16 protein-coding genes are annotated in these 17,040 nt (G+C 58.4%); 11 read left to right on the top strand and 5 right to left on the bottom strand.

Features of this window, described 5'->3' with window-relative positions; all coding sequences use genetic code 11:
* Window positions 1–1,920 (bottom strand): OmpA family protein, encoded by a 1,920-nt coding sequence (locus GS646_RS01375; RefSeq protein ID WP_171183808.1) that lies wholly within the window; start codon window positions 1,918–1,920, stop codon window positions 1–3.
* A gap of 64 nt (window positions 1,921–1,984) precedes the next feature.
* Window positions 1,985–2,947, bottom strand: a complete 963-nt coding sequence (ubiA, locus tag GS646_RS01380; RefSeq protein WP_171183810.1) for a 4-hydroxybenzoate octaprenyltransferase — start codon at window positions 2,945–2,947, stop codon at window positions 1,985–1,987.
* Window positions 2,948–2,959: 12 nt separating this feature from the next.
* Between ubiA and GS646_RS01385 the strand changes: the two genes are divergently transcribed.
* The 9 genes from GS646_RS01385 to GS646_RS01425 all read left to right on the top strand — a co-directional run bounded on the left by GS646_RS01385 (window position 2,960) and on the right by GS646_RS01425 (window position 12,369).
* Window positions 2,960–3,685: a 16S rRNA (uracil(1498)-N(3))-methyltransferase gene (locus tag GS646_RS01385; protein WP_171647427.1), complete on the top strand. Its 726-nt coding sequence runs from the start codon at window positions 2,960–2,962 to the stop codon at window positions 3,683–3,685.
* A gap of 68 nt (window positions 3,686–3,753) precedes the next feature.
* Entirely contained in the window at window positions 3,754–4,527 is a 774-nt protein-coding gene (locus GS646_RS01390) for a GNAT family N-acetyltransferase (RefSeq protein ID WP_171183815.1), read from the top strand.
* On the top strand, window positions 4,524–5,051 hold the full coding sequence (locus tag GS646_RS01395) for a hypothetical protein (RefSeq protein ID WP_171183817.1): 528 nt from the start codon (window positions 4,524–4,526) through the stop codon (window positions 5,049–5,051). The genes GS646_RS01390 and GS646_RS01395 overlap by 4 nt, the downstream gene beginning before the upstream one ends.
* 65 nt (window positions 5,052–5,116) lie before the next feature.
* On the top strand, window positions 5,117–6,487 hold the full coding sequence (locus GS646_RS01400; RefSeq protein WP_171183819.1) for a glutamate--cysteine ligase: 1,371 nt from the start codon (window positions 5,117–5,119) through the stop codon (window positions 6,485–6,487).
* Window positions 6,488–6,558: 71 nt separating this feature from the next.
* The gene (pheS, locus tag GS646_RS01405) at window positions 6,559–7,632 is read left to right on the top strand and encodes a phenylalanine--tRNA ligase subunit alpha (RefSeq protein ID WP_171179000.1); all 1,074 of its coding nucleotides are present in this window, start codon (window positions 6,559–6,561) and stop codon (window positions 7,630–7,632) included.
* 38 nt (window positions 7,633–7,670) lie between these two features.
* Window positions 7,671–8,255 (top strand): hypothetical protein, encoded by a 585-nt coding sequence (locus GS646_RS01410; RefSeq protein ID WP_171183822.1) that lies wholly within the window; start codon window positions 7,671–7,673, stop codon window positions 8,253–8,255.
* 304 nt (window positions 8,256–8,559) lie between these two features.
* Entirely contained in the window at window positions 8,560–9,366 is an 807-nt protein-coding gene (locus GS646_RS01415) for a PHB depolymerase family esterase (RefSeq protein ID WP_171183824.1), read from the top strand.
* Between the two features lie 78 nt (window positions 9,367–9,444).
* A complete protein-coding gene (gene pheT, locus GS646_RS01420; protein WP_171647423.1) occupies window positions 9,445–11,841 on the top strand; it encodes a phenylalanine--tRNA ligase subunit beta in 2,397 nt (798 codons plus the stop codon).
* Between the two features lie 81 nt (window positions 11,842–11,922).
* The gene (locus GS646_RS01425) at window positions 11,923–12,369 is read left to right on the top strand and encodes a YtoQ family protein (protein ID WP_171183828.1); all 447 of its coding nucleotides are present in this window, start codon (window positions 11,923–11,925) and stop codon (window positions 12,367–12,369) included.
* 49 nt (window positions 12,370–12,418) lie between these two features.
* Here GS646_RS01425 and GS646_RS01430 read toward each other — a convergent pair whose 3' ends face one another.
* The gene (locus GS646_RS01430; protein ID WP_171183830.1) at window positions 12,419–13,117 is read right to left on the bottom strand and encodes a glutathione S-transferase family protein; all 699 of its coding nucleotides are present in this window, start codon (window positions 13,115–13,117) and stop codon (window positions 12,419–12,421) included.
* Between the two features lie 209 nt (window positions 13,118–13,326).
* Here GS646_RS01430 and GS646_RS01435 point away from each other — a divergent pair, with 209 nt between their 5' ends.
* Window positions 13,327–14,139, top strand: coding sequence for a mechanosensitive ion channel family protein (locus GS646_RS01435; RefSeq protein ID WP_216600425.1), 813 nt, complete (start codon window positions 13,327–13,329; stop codon window positions 14,137–14,139).
* A gap of 114 nt (window positions 14,140–14,253) precedes the next feature.
* Here the strand turns inward: GS646_RS01435 and ald are convergent, their stop codons facing one another.
* Window positions 14,254–15,372, bottom strand: coding sequence for an alanine dehydrogenase (gene ald, locus GS646_RS01440; protein ID WP_171093821.1), 1,119 nt, complete (start codon window positions 15,370–15,372; stop codon window positions 14,254–14,256).
* A gap of 135 nt (window positions 15,373–15,507) precedes the next feature.
* On the opposite strand from ald, the gene GS646_RS01445 reads away from it, so the two are divergent.
* Entirely contained in the window at window positions 15,508–15,966 is a 459-nt protein-coding gene (locus GS646_RS01445) for an Lrp/AsnC family transcriptional regulator (RefSeq protein ID WP_171093819.1), read from the top strand.
* A gap of 3 nt (window positions 15,967–15,969) precedes the next feature.
* On the opposite strand, the gene GS646_RS23180 is transcribed toward GS646_RS01445, so the two are convergent.
* Window positions 15,970–16,809, bottom strand: coding sequence for a CPBP family intramembrane glutamic endopeptidase (locus tag GS646_RS23180; RefSeq protein WP_171647419.1), 840 nt, complete (start codon window positions 16,807–16,809; stop codon window positions 15,970–15,972).
* Window positions 16,810–17,040: the final 231 nt, after the last annotated feature.

The following is a 17,040-nucleotide window of genomic DNA, read 5'->3' on the forward strand; positions in this document are numbered from 1 at the left end:
TTACTGGTCCTCTGCATCCGCATCTGATGCGGTCGTGTCGGTCTGGTCTGCTTCTGACGTGTCAGTCTCAGTCTCAAGCGCTTCGAGACCTGTTTCATTGGCCTCAACAGGCTCGGGGCGGATCAGGCGGAATTCAATACGACGGTTTTCTTCCCGACCTTCTTCAGTGTCGTTGTCCGCAATGGGTTGCGTTTCGCCATATCCGACGGCCGTGTAGCTGCTGGTGGGAATGCGACGCCCGCGCAACTCGTTCAGGATCGACTGCGCGCGTGCTTGACTGAGCTGCTGGTTCATCTCTTCGCGCCCCTGACTGTCTGTGTGACCCTGAATCTCCAGTCGAATGGGGCCGCAGTCCCGCAGGATGTCTGCGATCTGGTTCACGGTATCGCGCGAATCCGACGCAATCGTGGTCGATCCGGGTTCGAAGGCGATTTTGCTGGCAGCCTGGACTTCAGCGATCTGTTGTTCACAGACTTCCGGATCGGGCAGGGCGTCTTCGGGTTCCGGCGGAGGCTGATAGGTGATCATCAGAGTGAATTCCTGACCTTCGCCCAACTTATCCGACAGCTGACCGGCAATACGGGCCTTTGCGTCTTCTTCGTGGCTGAGGCCGGTCAACTCTACGGTATCAGGCGTCACGGTCACGGCCCCGTTGTGCAGCTGCGCCAATGCTTCCAACCCGGCCAGAACACGGACAGGCCAGTCTGAGGGCAGATCGGTCACGATGCGGGTGGCCGTGTAAACTTGATCAGAGCCAAATGCGGCCCGGGCATAGCTGTCGACCATGTCACGCAGGGTTTCATCGCCCAGACGACCGCGCAGCTGCACCAGGCCTTCGGGGCTGCGGGTGGCCGAGAACTCAACCGGGCCGGACGAATCCGTGTCTTCGGGCTCTGGCAACACGGCGTGTAGTGCAAAGACGGGGGGCAGGGCGGTTTCAAGCTCACCCACCACCCGGTCAAAGAGGGCAGGGTCCGTTCCTTGGGCTGCGACCAGTGTAATGTCGGCATCTGAAAGTGTGACAGTGCCATTGCCGATTTTTGACAGGGCCTGAATGCTCAGTTCAGCGGCTTCGGGCCAACGCGGTGAGGGTTCCCCCAGACCGATGGTGCAAGAATAAGTGCCTTGCAAGCTGGCATCGCGTGCGGCGGCTACGATGCGGTCGCGCGCCTTTTCGTCCTGCGCGGAACAGGCGTCAAACTGCCCGCCCTCATCATTGATCAGGTAGCGCAGCGTAAAGGGCGTAATTACAGGGCGCGGGGCCGAGATTGCCAGACCGATGCGCAAGCTTGGCGGCGCGGTGCGCGTCAGATCCTGTTCAAGTCGCTGTTTTTCTTCTTGGCTATCAGCAATCGCGGTGATCTTGACCAAGCCAGAGCTGGCGGAAACTTTTGCACGAGGCAAGCGCGCCAATGCTTCGATGGCGTAAGATATTGCGGCGTCCCAGCCGTCGGGCTTGGGGTAATCTGCCGTTTCCATCAAGTCCGATACTGCAACGCTCCGATCCAGGTTGCGCAGCCGGTCAATCAGCTCTTCCCTGTCCTCGCTGGCGGGGATCAGACCGATGATCGAGATGCCGCTGTCATTGCGCAGAATCTCTGCTGAAAAGCGGGGTGGGGCCAGCGCCGAGGTGGCCTCGACCTCCATTTCGTCGATCACACGGGATGTTTCGACCTCGGTTCCAGCAGCGGTCAGCGCGTTGAATCGGGTGGCTTCATCCGGCGCGGTGCCTGTCAGAACCACACGAAGCCCGTCGGATTCGACCTCGGCCCAGTCATGTCCTTTAAGGTCCAATGATCGACGCACAGCGAATTCGGATGTCTCTTCGATCTTCGTAACAGCGTAGCTGGCGGCCACGAGGGACAATCCGGCCGAAACCAGAAAAATCAGCAAAACAGCGATAAAATACGGCAGACGCATGCTTGTGTTCGACACTCCTCAGGCGATTGGGCCGATCTTTACAGTCCCCATTCGGCAGGTGCAATCAGAGCAGCAAAGCGACGCAAAGGAAGATCAGCGGAATCAAGCCGGTGTCGCGGTTGACCCGGAACAATTGCAGCAGCTTGGCATTGTCTTCCAGATCCAGACCGCGCAACTGCCACGCCATGTGCCAACCCATGGCCCAAGGTCCGCTAAGTGCAACAACAAGCGCCAGAATCGAAGCATCCGGCACGCCCGCATCGATGATGGCCAGCCCCATCAGCGATACCGTTGCCACCAGAAAGTACTTCAGCCACTTCGCCGTATCTTTGCCGAACAAGCGCGCCGTGGACTTGATGCCTACCAACTCGTCATCTTCGGCGTCCTGATGGGCGTAGATCGTATCGTAGAACAGGGTCCATGCGATGCCCGCCAGGTAAAGCGTGATGGCAGGCCAGCCCACAGAGCCGCTATGCGCGGCCCAAGCCAATAGCGCGCCCCAGTTGAAGGCCAGTCCAAGGAACACCTGCGGCCACCAAGTGAACCGCTTCGCGTAAGGGTAGATTGTCACCGGCAGCAGGGACAGAACGCCCATGGCAATCGCGGCCTGATTGAAGCTGAGCAGGATGCCAAGCGCCAGCAGGCATTGCAGGATCATCCACACCGCAGCCTGCCGGACGCTGACCTGTCCCGAAGGTATCGGGCGTGAACGTGTGCGCTCAACCTGCCCGTCGAAGTCCCGATCCGTGATGTCGTTCCAGGTGCATCCGGCCCCTCGCATCAGAAACGCGCCCAGCGCGCAGCCAATGGCAATCCACAGATCTTCCCAACGGGGCTGGCCATCATGCAGAATGGCCAACGCTAATCCCCACCAGCATGGAATCAGCAACAGCCACGTTCCAATGGGCCGGTCCGCGCGGCTGAGGCGCAGATAAGGGCGGGCAAAGGCCGGTGCATAAGTGTCGACCCAATTGCCGGTTACGGCATCGGCGACTTGACCGTCTGGTGTTGGGGCATTGCCTTGCATATGTAAGGTCTCATGAGTGCGAAGATCAGACTGTATGTAGAGCAGCCCTTGGGTCAGGGGCAATCGGTTCCTTTGACGCGCGACCAGGCGCATTATCTGTTTGGCGTGATGCGCCTGTCGGTTGGCGGGTTTGTGGCCCTGTTCAACAGCCGGGATGGCGAATGGTTGGCCAAAGTGACAGAAGCGGGCAAGCGGGGTGGAGTATTGACCTGCCTTGAACAGACCAAACCTTTGCAATTACCGCCCGATCTGTGGTTCCTGTTTGCGCCGATCAAAAAGGCTCGCACCGATTTCATCGTCGAAAAAGCGGCCGAAATGGGCGCGGCCCGCATCCTGCCTGTGCAGACCGAATTCACCAATTCCGAACGCATCCGTCAGGACCGCTTGCAGGCCCATGCGGTCGAGGCTGCAGAACAGTGTGGCGGCACATTCGTGCCCGAAGTCACCGACCTGCAGCGGCTGGATCGTGTACTGGATACATGGCCCGAAGACCGTCAGTTGATGTTCTGCAACGAGGCCGAGGTCGGCTCGGCCCTGCGATTGGCCGCTAATGAAAAAGGACGGCCTTGGGCGATTCTGATCGGCCCGGAAGGTGGCTTTTCCGACAAAGAACGCGCGCGACTGACGGCATTACCGCATGCGCATGTGGTCAGTCTGGGCCCGCGTATCCTGCGGGCGGATACGGCAGCCGTTGCAGCGCTAACCATGTGGCAACAGGCGCTGGGGGATTGGGCGTGATTCGAGAGGCGGTTTCGTCGGATGCTCCTGCGCTCGAGGCGTTCCTGGCAAACTACCCGGACAGCTCAATGTTTCTGCGTAGCAATCTGGCGGTACACGGAGTGGGATTGAACGCATATGACCATTCCAGTCGCTACTTCATTTGGGGTAAGGATCGAATTCAGGGCGTCTTTGGGTTGAGCAAAAAGGGCTACCTAATGGTTCAATTGCCAGATCGTGCGACTGAAGCGGCAGAGAGTTTTGCTCGGATGATCGAAGGCGAAACGGTTCTTGGTATGACCGGTGATGCGCTTCAGGTCGAGTTAACTTTAAAAGCTCTGGATATGGCGCAGGCCAAGTACCGTTTGCACCATGATGAACCGTTGTACCGACGAGATCTGAAGGACTTGCCCGAAGCACTGATCCCGTGTCGCGGCATGCAAGGTTCGGATCGGACTTGGCTGCGATCTTGGTTCGCGGATTACATTGAAGATACAGGGCAGGCCGTTGGTAAAGAGGCACGCGAACTTGCTGCTGAGCGTGTCGATGCGGAACTGACCGCAGATAGGGCGATTGTTCTATTGGAAGATGCGTCTCCTGTTGCAATGGCGGCCGTGAATGCCAAGATTCACGACCAGATACAGGTGGGAGGCGTTTTCGTGCCGCGCGAAAACAGGAATCGTGGTCTGGGTCGCCGGGTCACGACCGCATTGATGCAAAAAGCAAAATCCGAAGGTGCGACGTCGGCTATCCTGTTCGCGAACAATTCGCCTGCAGCTCGTGCTTATGAGGCGATTGGGTTCCGGCAAGTCGGTTGGTACCGTGTAGCGCTTCTGCAGAAACCGCAAAAGGTAGTGCCATGAGTTTCATCCGACCCGAGGCAAAACTGGCGCTGTGGCGCTGGCGCGAAGTGGTGGTTGCGGTTTTTGTCCTGATCCTCGGCCTCAGCTGGGTCAGCGGGCCGGGTGGGTTGTTGGCATGGTTGGGCTGGTTCCTGATCTTGGTGTCTGTGGCATTGGCGGTCATTGGCATACAGCGCGCCCGGTTCAGAACCGGCGCAGGCGGGCAGGGCGTGGTGACCGTGGATGAAGGTCAGATCACCTATCTGGGTCCTTTGGACGGCGGCATCGTGGCGACGCGCGAAATTGAACGGCTTGCGCTCGACCCGACCTCAAGCCCGGCGCATTGGGTTTTGGATCAGTCGGGACAGCCGGCGCTTCACATTCCTGTGAATGCAGAAGGGGCAGAGGCTTTGTTTGATGTGTTCTCTAGCCTGCCTGGGTTGAAAACCGAACAGATGCTGTCGGAACTCAACGGTAAATCACGACATCCCGTCGTCATCTGGGAACGCACCCCATCGCGCCCGGCACATTTGCGGTTGCATTGACACTGGCGTCATTTACGACCACGACTGACCTTCAAGACAGACACATCAGGATCGGAGCACGGTTCATGTCCATCCCTCAGTCCGGCGGCGGTCCGATCGAACGCCATGAGCAACTGGCCGAATATCTGGAATCAGGCTGTAAACCCAAAGAAGACTGGCGCATCGGCACCGAGCACGAAAAGTTCGGCTATTGCAAAGACACGCTGAAGCCGCTGCCGTTTGAAGGCAAACGCTCGATTGTGGCCGTTCTGGAAGGTCTGCGGGATCGCCATGGCTGGGGCGAAGTGCGCGAAGGCGACAAGCTTATCGGTCTTGAAAAAGACGGTGCAAATGTCAGCCTGGAACCCGGTGGCGCGCTGGAGCTTTCCGGTGCCCCGCTTGAGACGATCCACGAGACCTGCGATGAGGTAAACACCCACCTGCGTGAGGTGAAGGACATCGCGGACGAGATCGGCGTAGGTTTCATTGGTCTGGGCGCGGCCCCGATATGGACTCACGAGGAAATGCCCTTGATGCCGAAAGGGCGTTATCGGTTGATGAACGACTATATGGAAAAGGTCGGCACTATGGGCCGCGCCATGATGCGGCGCACTTGCACGGTTCAGGTCAATATCGACTTCGGGTCCGAGGCCGACATGGTGCAGAAACTGCGCGTTGCACTTGCGCTGCAACCGGTGGCGACCGCCTTGTTTGCCAATTCGCCCTTTTTTGAAGGCAAGCCCAACGGTCAGAAAAGCTGGCGCAGCCATATCTGGCGGCATCTGGATGATGCACGCACCGGGATGCTGCCCTTTGTATTCGAAGACGGCTTCGGGTTCGAACGTTACGTGCAATACGCGCTCGATGTGCCGATGTATTTTGTTTATCGCGACGGCCAGTATATCAACGCGCTGGGCATGTCGTTCCGCGACTTCCTCAAAGGGGAATTGCCTGCGCTGCCCGGTGAGACACCGACCCTCAGCGATTGGGCCGATCATCTGACCACGGCCTTCCCCGAAGCACGGATCAAGAAATATATGGAGATGCGTGGGGCCGATGGTGGCCCGTGGCGTCGACTGTGTGCGCTGCCCGCCTTCTGGGTTGGTTTGACTTACGATCAGGGCGCGCTGGATGCGGCGTGGGATCTGGTCAAGGGCTGGGACGCGGAAACACGCGAAGAGCTTCGCGTGCAAGCTGCGGTCAATGGCCTTCAGGCGCAGGTCGGTGACATCAACATGCATGATCTGGCGCGTGAGGTTGTTGCGATCTCTGAGGCCGGGTTGAAGGCCCGCGCACGCCCCGGTGCAGGGGGGCTGGTCCCGGATGAGACGCATTTCCTGAATGCGCTCAAGGAAAGCATCGACACCGGCAAGGTTCCGGCAGATGAGTTGCTGGATCACTACAATGGCGACTGGAATGGCGACCTGACCCGGATTTTCCCGGAATACAGCTATTGATCCGCACCGTCCCGCTTGCATTCGCGGGGCGGGGCCGATAGCAGGTTCTCGACCAAATTCAGAGGGCCGTGATGGACGATCTTAAGGCAAAATATCTGGGCCAAATCGCCGAAGCAGGCGACGAAAACGCGCTAGAGGCGATCCGCGTCGCTGCCGTGGGCAAAAAAGGCGAGGTTGCGCTGAAGATGCGCGAGCTGGGCAAGATGACGCCCGAGGAACGTCAGGTCGCAGGTCCCGCGCTGAACGCCCTGAAGGATGAGATCAACTCGGCTCTGTCTGCCAAAAAGGCCGCGCTGGCCGATGCCGCGCTGGATGAACGTCTGCGCACCGAATGGCTGGACGTCACCCTGCCGACCCGCGCGCGCCGTCAGGGCTCGATCCACCCGATCAGCCAGGCGACCGAGGAACTGACCGCGATCTTTGCCGAACTGGGCTTCTCGGTGGCCGAAGGGCCGCGGATTGAAACCGACTGGTACAATTTCGACGCACTGAACATTCCCGGCCACCACCCCGCGCGGGCCGAGATGGACACGTTCTATATGCACCGCGCCGAGGGCGACAATCGCCCGCCGCATGTGCTGCGGACGCACACGTCCCCTGTGCAGATCCGGTCGATGGAGAAACAGGGCGCACCGATCCGCGTGATCTGTCCGGGCGGTGTCTATCGCGCCGACTATGACCAAACCCACACGCCGATGTTCCATCAGGTCGAGGGACTGGCCATCGACAAAGACATCTCGATGGCGAACCTGAAATGGGTTCTGGAAGAGTTCGTGAAGGCGTTCTTCGAGGTTGACGACGTCGAGCTGCGCTTCCGCGCCTCGCACTTCCCGTTCACCGAGCCGTCGGCCGAGGTCGATATCCGCTGTTCCTGGGACAACGGTCAGCTGAAGATCGGCGAGGGCGATGACTGGATGGAGATCCTCGGCTCCGGCATGGTTCACCCCAAGGTGATCGCCGCCGGTGGGATTGATCCTGAGGTGTATCAAGGCTTTGCGTTTGGCATTGGGATCGACCGTCTGGCGATGCTGAAATACGGTATTCCGGACCTGCGGGCGTTCTTTGATTCTGACCTGCGCTGGTTGCGCCACTATGGGTTTGCGGCGTTGGATATGCCGAATCTGCATGGTGGTTTGTCTCGGTGACAATCACTTCAAGTGGAATTTTCGAAGGAATTTCCGCATTGAGCCAAGTGGTTATTGCGGTTTCGGTCGCTGCAGGTGTTTGGGTTGCCTATCGCCAACTCCATTCTTGGAAGGGTGAAAAGTTATCCTCCAAGCGGGCAGAGCTTGGTGAGGAATTGATTTCGCACGCGTCCGAATTGATCGGCAAGTTTCAGACTATTCGAAGCCCGTTGGGTTTTGGAGCGCCCGAAGGCGAAGAAGATGACGGGGCTTATGACTTTCGCCGCAGACTCAAAGAGCTGGCTGAACTTGACGACGATTTCGCGGAGTTGAGGCGACTTGGAGTTCGCCAAAAAGCGCTAATTGGAGATCAAGAAGTCAGAGATGCTATCGACGTTATCTTTGATGCGCGTGTAAAGTTGATTGTGGCTCTCAGAGCAAAGATCAGGGAAGCCAAGCGCGATAGCACTCGCTTTGGCAGAGAGCTTTCTGAAAAAGATCTTCAACGAATAGAGACATACGAAGACGTTATTTGGGACGGTTATGATCGGACATCTGGGTCAATAACCGAGAGGTTGTCTGGGGCATTGAATGCAATTGAAACTAAGCTCCTGCCCTTCATCCGACATTTTGGTTCCAGCTGAGTCGCATTAGCCAAACAACACGGTTGGCTTGTAGCAAGCGCGGAGCAAAGGCCGATAGGCCGCCGCGCTATCGGTCGTTCATTGCGGCGCCATTGGTTCAAGCCCAATGGACGACACCGCCCGTACGGGCTGGCGATTTGTCTCCGCCAGCGCAACGCTCGAACAGCGCGCGGATTTGACCCCCATAAACTGCCCAGCACCAATCAAGGATCGCCATCCCGCGGTCTGGCGACACCACGGCTTGTTACAGGTTCCCACGGGGTTGTGACGTGACTTGGCGCTCTGGTTGGCTAGGGTCAGGCGCATGATCTATCGACTGCTTTGCCTTCTGTTGCTGACCGCCTCACCGGCCTTTGCCATGGGGCCGTGGAACACCGACTGCCACGGCGATACCGCCTGTGAGGTCGGCGACCGCTCGTATCATGTGTTGGAGCCTGAGGGCTGGGACGGCGAAACGCCTCTGCCCGTGTTGCTGCATTTCCACGGCTGGGCGCGGCAGGGAACCGTTGTCGTGAACCATGAGCGCATTGCCGGGGCGACCAAGCTGCGGGGCGTGTTACTAGTGGCCCCGAACGGGCTGGGCAAAAGCTGGGATTTCTGGACCTCGGGCACCGACGATGTGCCTTTTGCCGACCGGGTGCTGGAAGATGTGGCCAAGCGCTATCCGATTGACCCTGACCGCATCTATGTCTCGGGCTATTCCTTTGGTGGCGCGATGGCGTGGCGTTATGTGTGCCAGTCGGGCAATGACGTTGCCGCCTTACTGGCCGTTGCGGGCAGCATTCGCCAGACCGAAAACTGTCCCGAAGGCCCGCGCGAGGCGCGCCATGTGCATGGCCTCAGCGATACGGTGATGGATTTTCCCTATGGCGCGAATGGCGACACGACCTATCCGGTGGCCCTGTGGCGGGAAAAGTACAACTGTAACGGAGCGACCCCGCGCGGCGATTGGAGCGTGGTGCCGATCCTGACGCTCAGCCGGGTGGAATGGACAGATTGCGCGCAGGGGCAGGTGGTGCTGGACACCCATCCGGGCGGGCATTTCATCCCGCATGGCTGGATCGGGCGACAATTGGACGAGCTTTTGGGCCGCACCCCCACCTATCCGTGACGCACAGCGCTTGCACCTTGGTCCATTCTTTGCCATTGCCTGTGCCGACTGGATATCTGCCAAAAAAGGCCCCGTGCAATGAAATTCACTCTGTCCTGGCTGAAAGACCACCTCGACACTGACGCTTCGGTTGATGAGATCGCCGAGGCGCTGACCGACCTTGGCCTGGAGGTCGAAGAGATCGTGAACCCGGCGGACCGGTTGGCAGGCTTTACGTTGGGCCATGTCAAACATGCCGAGAAACACCCGGACGCTGACAAGCTGCGGGTCTGCACGGTTGAAACAGATGAGGGTGATCTGCAGATCATCTGCGGGGCCCCGAACGCGCGTGAAGGCATCACCGTCGTGGTTTGCAAGCCGGGCATGTACATCCCCGGTCTGGATATCACCATCAGCGTCGGCAAGATCCGGGGCGTCGAAAGCTTTGGCATGATGGCCTCGGAACGCGAGCTGGAGCTGTCGGAGGAGCATGACGGCATCATCGAGCTGCCTTCCGGTGAAGTTGGTGACAAATTTGTCGACTGGCTGGCCGAGAACGATCCGTCGAAGGTCGATCCGATGATCGAGATCGCGATCACGCCGAACCGGCCCGATGCGCTGGGCGTTGAGGGGATCGCGCGTGATCTGGCCGCGCGCGGTATCGGTACGCTGAAACAGCGTGACTATGCGCCGGTTCCCGGGGATTTCGAGTGCCCGATCAAGGTCAGCATTGACGAAGACACTTTGGACGGTGCGCCGCATTTCACTGGGCGCCTGATCCGCGGCGTCAAGAACGGCCCCAGCCCACAGTGGCTGCAGGATCAGCTGAAGGCTATTGGCCTGCGTCCGATCTCGGCCTTGGTGGACATCACCAACTATATGACCTTCGACCACAACCGCCCGCTGCACGTGTTTGATGCGGATAAAGTGCAAGGCAACCTGCGGGTGCATCGCGCCAAAGGTGGCGAGACACTGGTGGCGCTGGATGAGAAAGAATATACTCTGCAGCCAGGCATGATGGTGATTTCGGACGACAACGGCCCGGAATCGATTGCCGGGATCATGGGCGGTGAGGAAACCGGCTGCGCCGAAGAGACGGTTAATGTCTTCCTGGAGAGTGCGTTCTGGGACCACGTGCAGATCGCGCTGACCGGTCGTGCGCTCAAAATCAATTCGGACGCGCGGTACCGGTTCGAGCGCGGTGTTGATCCAGATTACACCCGCGAAGGGTTGGAACACGCAACTCAGATGATCCTGGATATCTGTGGCGGCGAAGCGTCCAACGTGGTCGAAGCGGGCAAGGCCCCGAACCATGGGCGGGCTTACAAGCTGGACGCGGCACGGGTGCAGTCTCTGGTCGGAATGGACATTCCTGAAAGCGAACAGCGTCAGACCCTGACCCGCCTGGGTTTCCGCCTTGAGGGTGAGATGGCTCATGTGCCCAGCTGGCGTCCCGATATCATGGGTGAGGCCGATCTGGTGGAAGAGGTCGCGCGGATTGCGTCCCTGACCAAGTTGCAGGGCAAACCGTTGCCGCGCGTGACGGATGGTATCCCCAAGGCAGTGATGACGCCAACGCAGCGCCGTCAGTCCATGGCGCGTCGGACCTGTGCCGCGTTGGGCTATAATGAATGTGTGTCCTACACCTTCATTGATCAGGCGTCCGCAGCGCTGTTCGGCGGAGGTGATGAGGCGACCCAACTGGAAAACCCGATCTCGTCCGAGATGAGCCACATGCGCCCCGACTTGCTGCCCGGCCTGTTACAAGCGGCGGCGCGCAATCAGGCGCGAGGCTTTGCGGATGTGGCTTTGTTCGAGGTTGGCCCGGTGTTCCATGACGGAGAGCCCGGCGATCAGAAAACCCAGATCACCGGCTTGCTGGTCGGTCGTGACGGACCGAAAGATGTACACGGGGCCGCGCGAGCGGTGGATGTGTTTGACGCCAAGGCAGATGCTGAAGCTGTACTGGCTGCCATTGGTGCACCGGCGAAGGTGCAGATCCTTCGTGACGGGGACGCCTGGTGGCATCCGGGACGTCATGGCAAGATTTGCCTGGGTCCGAAAAAGGTACTGGGCGTGTTCGGCGAACTACATCCGCGTGTCTTGCAGGCGATGGACATCAAGGGTCCGGCGATGGCGTTTACGATCTGGCCGGACGAGGTGCCTCTGCCCCGCAAATCCGGTGCAACCCGCGCCGCGTTGGAGCTGCGAGATCTTCAGGCGGTCGAACGTGATTTTGCCTTTGTCGTCGATGAAGGTGTCGAGGCGCTGACGGTGGTGAATGCTGCAGCGGGTGCTGACAAGGCGCTGATCGAGGATGTACGCGTCTTTGACGAATTCATCGGCGGAAGCCTGGGTGAAGGTAAGAAATCTCTGGCCATCACCGTGCGCCTGCAGCCGACGGACACGACGCTGAAGGAAAAAGATATCGAAGCGGTGGCCGAAAAGATCATCTCGAAAGTTACCAAGGCGACCGGCGGCGTCCTGCGCGGGTAACTCAGGATCGCCTTCGGCGAGAGTATTTTTGAAAAGATGAAGGGGCGGCGGCGCCCTTTCTGTATTTGCGGAGGACTGAATATGCTGAACGTTTACCTCTCGGGCGAAATCCACACCGACTGGCGGGAACAGATCATTGAGGGTGCGCAAGGGTTGGATGTGACATTCAACAGCCCTGTGACCGATCATGCTGCCAGCGATGATTGCGGTGTCGCCATTCTAGGGGCCGAGCCGAACAAATATTGGCACGACCATAAGGGCGCGATGGTCAACGCGATCCGCACGCGCAAGGGGATTGCGGATGCGGACGTCGTGGTTGTTCGGTTTGGAGACAAGTACAAACAGTGGAACGCAGCCTTTGACGCGGGTTATGCTGCGGCACTTGGCAAGTCGATCATTGTTCTGCACGGCCCGGATCATCAGCACGCGTTGAAAGAAGTTGACGCAGCCGCGCTTGCCGTGGCTGAAGAGCCTGCTCAGGTTGTGGAAATTCTGCGCTATGTGTTGACTGGCGCGCTGCCCGGCTGAGACATGCAAAAAGGGTGCCGCCAAAGGCACCCTTCCAAAATTCAATCGTTTAGCCGCGCGCAGGTATGACCTTGCCGCGCTGAACCGCCGGACGTTGCATGAAACGGTCGACATAGGCGACGGCATTGGCGTAGCCGTCCCAGCCGACAACGTCCTTCGTGCCGTAGAAATCCAACGCGTTCAGCCATGGCGCAAGGGCAATGTCGGCGATTGAATAGTCGCCTGCGATCCAATCTTGCCCTTCAAGCTGGGTGTTGACCACGTTCAACAGGCGTTTCGCCTCTTTGACATAGCGTTCGCGCGGGCGGGGGTCTTCGATCTCGCTGCCCGCAAATTTGTGGAAAAAGCCCAGCTGGCCGAACATCGGACCGACCCCGCCCATCTGAAACATCAGCCACTGGGTGATGCGGTGTTTGTCGGCGGCGCTTTCACCCAATAACTTGCCCGACTTCTCTGCAAGGTACAGTAGGATGGCGCCGCTTTCGAACAGGGCAAGCGGTTCACCATCAGGCCCGTTGGGATCGATGATGGCAGGGATTTTGTTGTTCGGGTTCAGCGATAGAAACTCGGGGCTTTTGACATCCGCATCTGCAAGCGTCACCAGATGAGCCTCGTATGGCAGGCCGGTTTCCTCAAGCATGATCGACGCTTTGACGCCGTTTGGGGTTGGATAGGAGTACAGTTGGATCTTGTCCGGGGATTGGGCAGGCCAGCGGGCCATGATCGGATGAGGTTTGTTGTCCAGCATTGGGGGCTCCTGATTGGATATCTCGTCAAAGCTAGGGATCAAACTGTGATCATGTAAGCCCTTTGCCCTGTGCATTTCCGGTCAGGCCGTGTTTTTTGACGAACAACGGGGAAATCCGGCGAAAGTCGCACCTAGACCGAAACGCAATCTTAGCTCACAATCCGGTGACCCCCGCGAAAACCTCGCGGGTTTCTTGCTGTTGAAAGGAGATGCGCGTGGATGAGGTCGTAACACAGGTGGGCGCATACGCCCCGCTGATCATGAATGCAGTCAAGGCGCTTGTCGTTCTGATCCTGGGCTGGATTGTAGCCGGCGCAATCGGTGGCATGGTGCGCCGCCGGATCAACTCGACGCCACATATCGATCCCACACTCGGGAACTTTATGGCGAGCCTTGTCAAATGGGCCATACTGGCCATGGTTCTGGTTGCCGTTCTTGGCATCTTTGGGATCGAAGCCACAAGCATCGTTGCCATTCTCGGCGCCGCTTCTCTGGCCATTGGTCTGGCACTTCAAGGCACGCTCAGCGATTTGGCTGCCGGTGTCATGCTGGTCGTCTTCCGACCCTACAAACTGGGTCAGTATGTGGATATTGGCGGCACAGCAGGAACCGTGAAGGATTTGAACCTGTTCACCACCGAACTGGTAACCCCTGACAACGTTCAGATCATTGTCCCGAACGGTCAGTCCTGGGGATCGATCATCACCAACTTTTCGGCACATGACACGCGTCGCGTCGATCTGGTGTTCGGTATTGATTATGGTGACAGTGCGGACAAGGCGATGCAAATCATCTTGGACGTGGCCAAAGCGGACGACCGCATTCACAGCGATCCCGAGCCCTGGGTCAAGGTCACCAATCTTGGGGACAGTTCAGTGGACCTGACGGCGCGGCTCTGGTGTGATGCGGCGGATTATTGGGATGCCAAATTCGAACTGACCAAGGCTGTGAAAGAAGCCTTTGACGACAAGGGTATCTCGATCCCTTACCCACACGCAGTGGAAATTCAGAAACAGGGGTGACGGCTCCTGCCTGTCAACCGGGCATAAAATTTGCCCTTATCCTGTTGGGCTGGGCACCGCGCGAAAGCGCGGTGCTTTTTTGGTTTGTAAACTGTGGTTCAGAACCATCTTTGCTTATGATTTGACGACCACGTTGGGCGAAACCACGTCAATACCCAGGGCTTTGCCGACGGCATAGTAAGTCAGCTGCCCTGCATGAACGTTCAGACCTTCCAGAAGGTGCGGATCGTCCTGACATGCCTGTTTCCAGCCTTTGTCTGCCAGAGACAGCATGAAGGGCATCGTGGCGTTGCCCAATGCGATGGTCGAAGTACGCGCCACAGCACCGGGCATGTTTGCCACGCAGTAATGCATGATGCCATCGACGTCGTAGATTGGGTCGGCATGGGTGGTGGCTTTCGAAGTCTCAAAGCACCCGCCCTGATCGATGGCGACGTCAACCAGAACTGCGCCCGGCTTCATCGTCGACAATTGAGCGCGCGATACAAGTTTAGGAGCCGCAGCGCCAGGGATCAGTACGGCACCGATCACCATATCGGCATCCCGGATCAGCTCGGCCGTGGCGCCCGCCGTTGAATATTGGTTCTTGAATGTCCCACCAAAGACGTCATCCAAATAACGCAGGCGTGGCAAAGAGCGATCCAGAACGGTGACGTCTGCGCCCATGCCAGCGGCGATCTTTGCTGCGTGCGTACCCACGACGCCGCCACCAATCACGACGACTTTGGCCGGGCCAACACCGGGAACGCCGCCCATCAGAACACCGCGTCCACCATTTGCCTTTTGCAGGGTCCACGAGCCGACCTGAGGCGCCAGACGACCAGCGACTTCGGACATCGGCGCCAGCAGAGGAAGACCGCCATTGGCATCGGTTACGGTTTCATAGGCGATTGCTGTACAGCCCGATTCCAGCAGGTCATGGGTTTGCTCTGGGTCGGGTGCCAGATGCAGGTATGTGAACAGCAACTGACCTTCACGCAGCATCTTGCGTTCGACAGCTTGCGGTTCTTTGACCTTGACGATCATGTCAGCGGTGGCGAACACTTCTTCTGCGGTGTCGATGATGCGTGCGCCTGCTGCAACATAGGCGTCATTGTCAAAACCAGCGCCAATGCCTGCGCCGGTTTCGATCAGTACTTCGTGGCCGCGGGCAACCGCTTCCTGAGCGGCGTTGGGTGTCATGCCGACGCGGAATTCCTGAGGTTTGATTTCCTTGGGGCAACCGATTTTCATGGAGGTCTCCGTTCATAAACTGCTTAAATTATGTGCAGTTCGGCGCGCAATTTCTGTGAAAGAAAACGTGCGGTGGGAATTTTCTTTGGAAGAATCTCCTGTATAAGGTGTAAATCCCGCAAAGGAATTGCACGAATGGCCTTAGATACGACTGATAGAAAGATTCTGGCGGCCCTCCAGAAAAACGGCCGGATGTCGAATTCGGAGCTGTCCGAGCAGGTCAACCTGTCGCCGTCTGCCTGCCATCGGCGTGTTCAGCGTCTCGAGGTTGAGGGGTTCATCCGCAACTATGTGGCGTTGCTGGATGCGCGCAAGATGAACGTGCCTACAACCGTCTTTGTCGAGATTACCTTGCAAGGACAGGCCGAAGAGGTTTTGGATTCTTTTGAAAAGGCAGTGGCGCGTATTCCCGACGTATTGGAGTGCCACCTGATGGCGGGAACGGCGGACTATATCCTGAAAGTGGTGGCCGAAAACACCGAGGATTTTGCGCGCATTCACCGGCAATATCTGTCGCGATTGCCCGGGGTGGCGCAGATGCAAAGCTCGTTTGCTTTGCGCACAGTGTTCAAGACCACCGCTCTGCCAGTCTGAATTTCAGGCGGGGCCGGGATAGGTGAACAGCAGCAGGTGCACCAGATTGAACCCGAAATGCATCGCAACGGGCACCCAAAGACGCTGTGTTGAATAATACCCCAAACCACAGGCCAACCCGAGAATTGAGGCAAAGACCACTAGTGCCGGTCCGCCGCCAAAGTGAGCCAACCCGAACAGCAGGCTAGCCGCAATAACTCCTCCGACGGCGCCAAGACGTGAGATGACGGCGGATTGCAGGTAGCCACGAAAGAAGGCTTCTTCCGTCAGGCAGGTCAAAAACAAGTTGGACAGGACAAAGACCAGCCACCACCGTGGGACCGAAAATTCTGGCTGTATCGCGCCGACGGCAAGACCCAATAGAAACAGCCCCGGCAACAGCAGGAGCCCTGCCACCAGCGGGCCGAATTTGGTCTGAATGGTGCTTTGAAGCATTCCGGGCCAGGCTAGAAGAACGGCGAAGAAGACCATCGGTTTGTCCAGATTCAGGTGCATTGTGAACCCTGTACTGGCGGCCCCGGTCTGCACCTGATCCAACACTTTCAGGTTCTGAAATCCGGGCAGAAGATGCGCACCCATGGCCAGACACCACAGGATCAAAAGCGCGTGTCCTGCGACCGCAAGCCGCCCTTTGAGGTGCGGCAGCAAGGCGGCTCCGGCCAGCCCACCGACCACAGCCGCAATAGCCAGAAGTGACATCAGCCCCGTTGCTGAGGCGATGCTTGCAAACAGAACCAGCAGTGACAGCGCGACCGCCCAGTGCCCCACAAGCGCAGTTACCTGCGCGGCGATCAGAATCAACCAAGGCCAAATCGCCGGTAATAGAGAAAGAAAGAACGTCACGCGCTTTGCATCCTGTAAGTCCAGACAGTCTTGCCGCACAAAATCGAGGCAATGCAAGCATTCAGCACGCTGCGCGTTCCTGTGTTCTGCCTTGCGTCAATTCTGACGCTTGTAACCTCTGGTTTGGGCGTTCACATTTGGGGGAAAGACCATATGCCCGCGCCGACTGGATTTTCGGAGATTTCGGCAGCATTGGGCGTCGTCGCCTTACATCAATTTATCTGATGACAT

It is taken from the genome of Ruegeria sp. HKCCD4315 (genome assembly GCF_013112245.1).
GTDB lineage: Bacteria > Pseudomonadota > Alphaproteobacteria > Rhodobacterales > Rhodobacteraceae > Ruegeria.

Coding starts and splice junctions, on each gene's coding strand:
- GS646_RS01375 (WP_171183808.1), bottom strand. CDS start 1,920: ATGCGTCTGCCGTATTTTATCGCTGTTTTGCTGATTTTTCTGGTTTCG.
- ubiA (WP_171183810.1), bottom strand. CDS start 2,947: ATGCAAGGCAATGCCCCAACACCAGACGGTCAAGTCGCCGATGCCGTA.
- GS646_RS01385 (WP_171647427.1), top strand. CDS start 2,960: ATGAGTGCGAAGATCAGACTGTATGTAGAGCAGCCCTTGGGTCAGGGG.
- GS646_RS01390 (WP_171183815.1), top strand. CDS start 3,754: ATGTTTCTGCGTAGCAATCTGGCGGTACACGGAGTGGGATTGAACGCA.
- GS646_RS01395 (WP_171183817.1), top strand. CDS start 4,524: ATGAGTTTCATCCGACCCGAGGCAAAACTGGCGCTGTGGCGCTGGCGC.
- GS646_RS01400 (WP_171183819.1), top strand. CDS start 5,117: ATGTCCATCCCTCAGTCCGGCGGCGGTCCGATCGAACGCCATGAGCAA.
- pheS (WP_171179000.1), top strand. CDS start 6,559: ATGGACGATCTTAAGGCAAAATATCTGGGCCAAATCGCCGAAGCAGGC.
- GS646_RS01415 (WP_171183824.1), top strand. CDS start 8,560: ATGATCTATCGACTGCTTTGCCTTCTGTTGCTGACCGCCTCACCGGCC.
- pheT (WP_171647423.1), top strand. CDS start 9,445: ATGAAATTCACTCTGTCCTGGCTGAAAGACCACCTCGACACTGACGCT.
- GS646_RS01425 (WP_171183828.1), top strand. CDS start 11,923: ATGCTGAACGTTTACCTCTCGGGCGAAATCCACACCGACTGGCGGGAA.
- GS646_RS01430 (WP_171183830.1), bottom strand. CDS start 13,117: ATGCTGGACAACAAACCTCATCCGATCATGGCCCGCTGGCCTGCCCAA.
- GS646_RS01435 (WP_216600425.1), top strand. CDS start 13,327: ATGCGCGTGGATGAGGTCGTAACACAGGTGGGCGCATACGCCCCGCTG.
- ald (WP_171093821.1), bottom strand. CDS start 15,372: ATGAAAATCGGTTGCCCCAAGGAAATCAAACCTCAGGAATTCCGCGTC.
- GS646_RS01445 (WP_171093819.1), top strand. CDS start 15,508: ATGGCCTTAGATACGACTGATAGAAAGATTCTGGCGGCCCTCCAGAAA.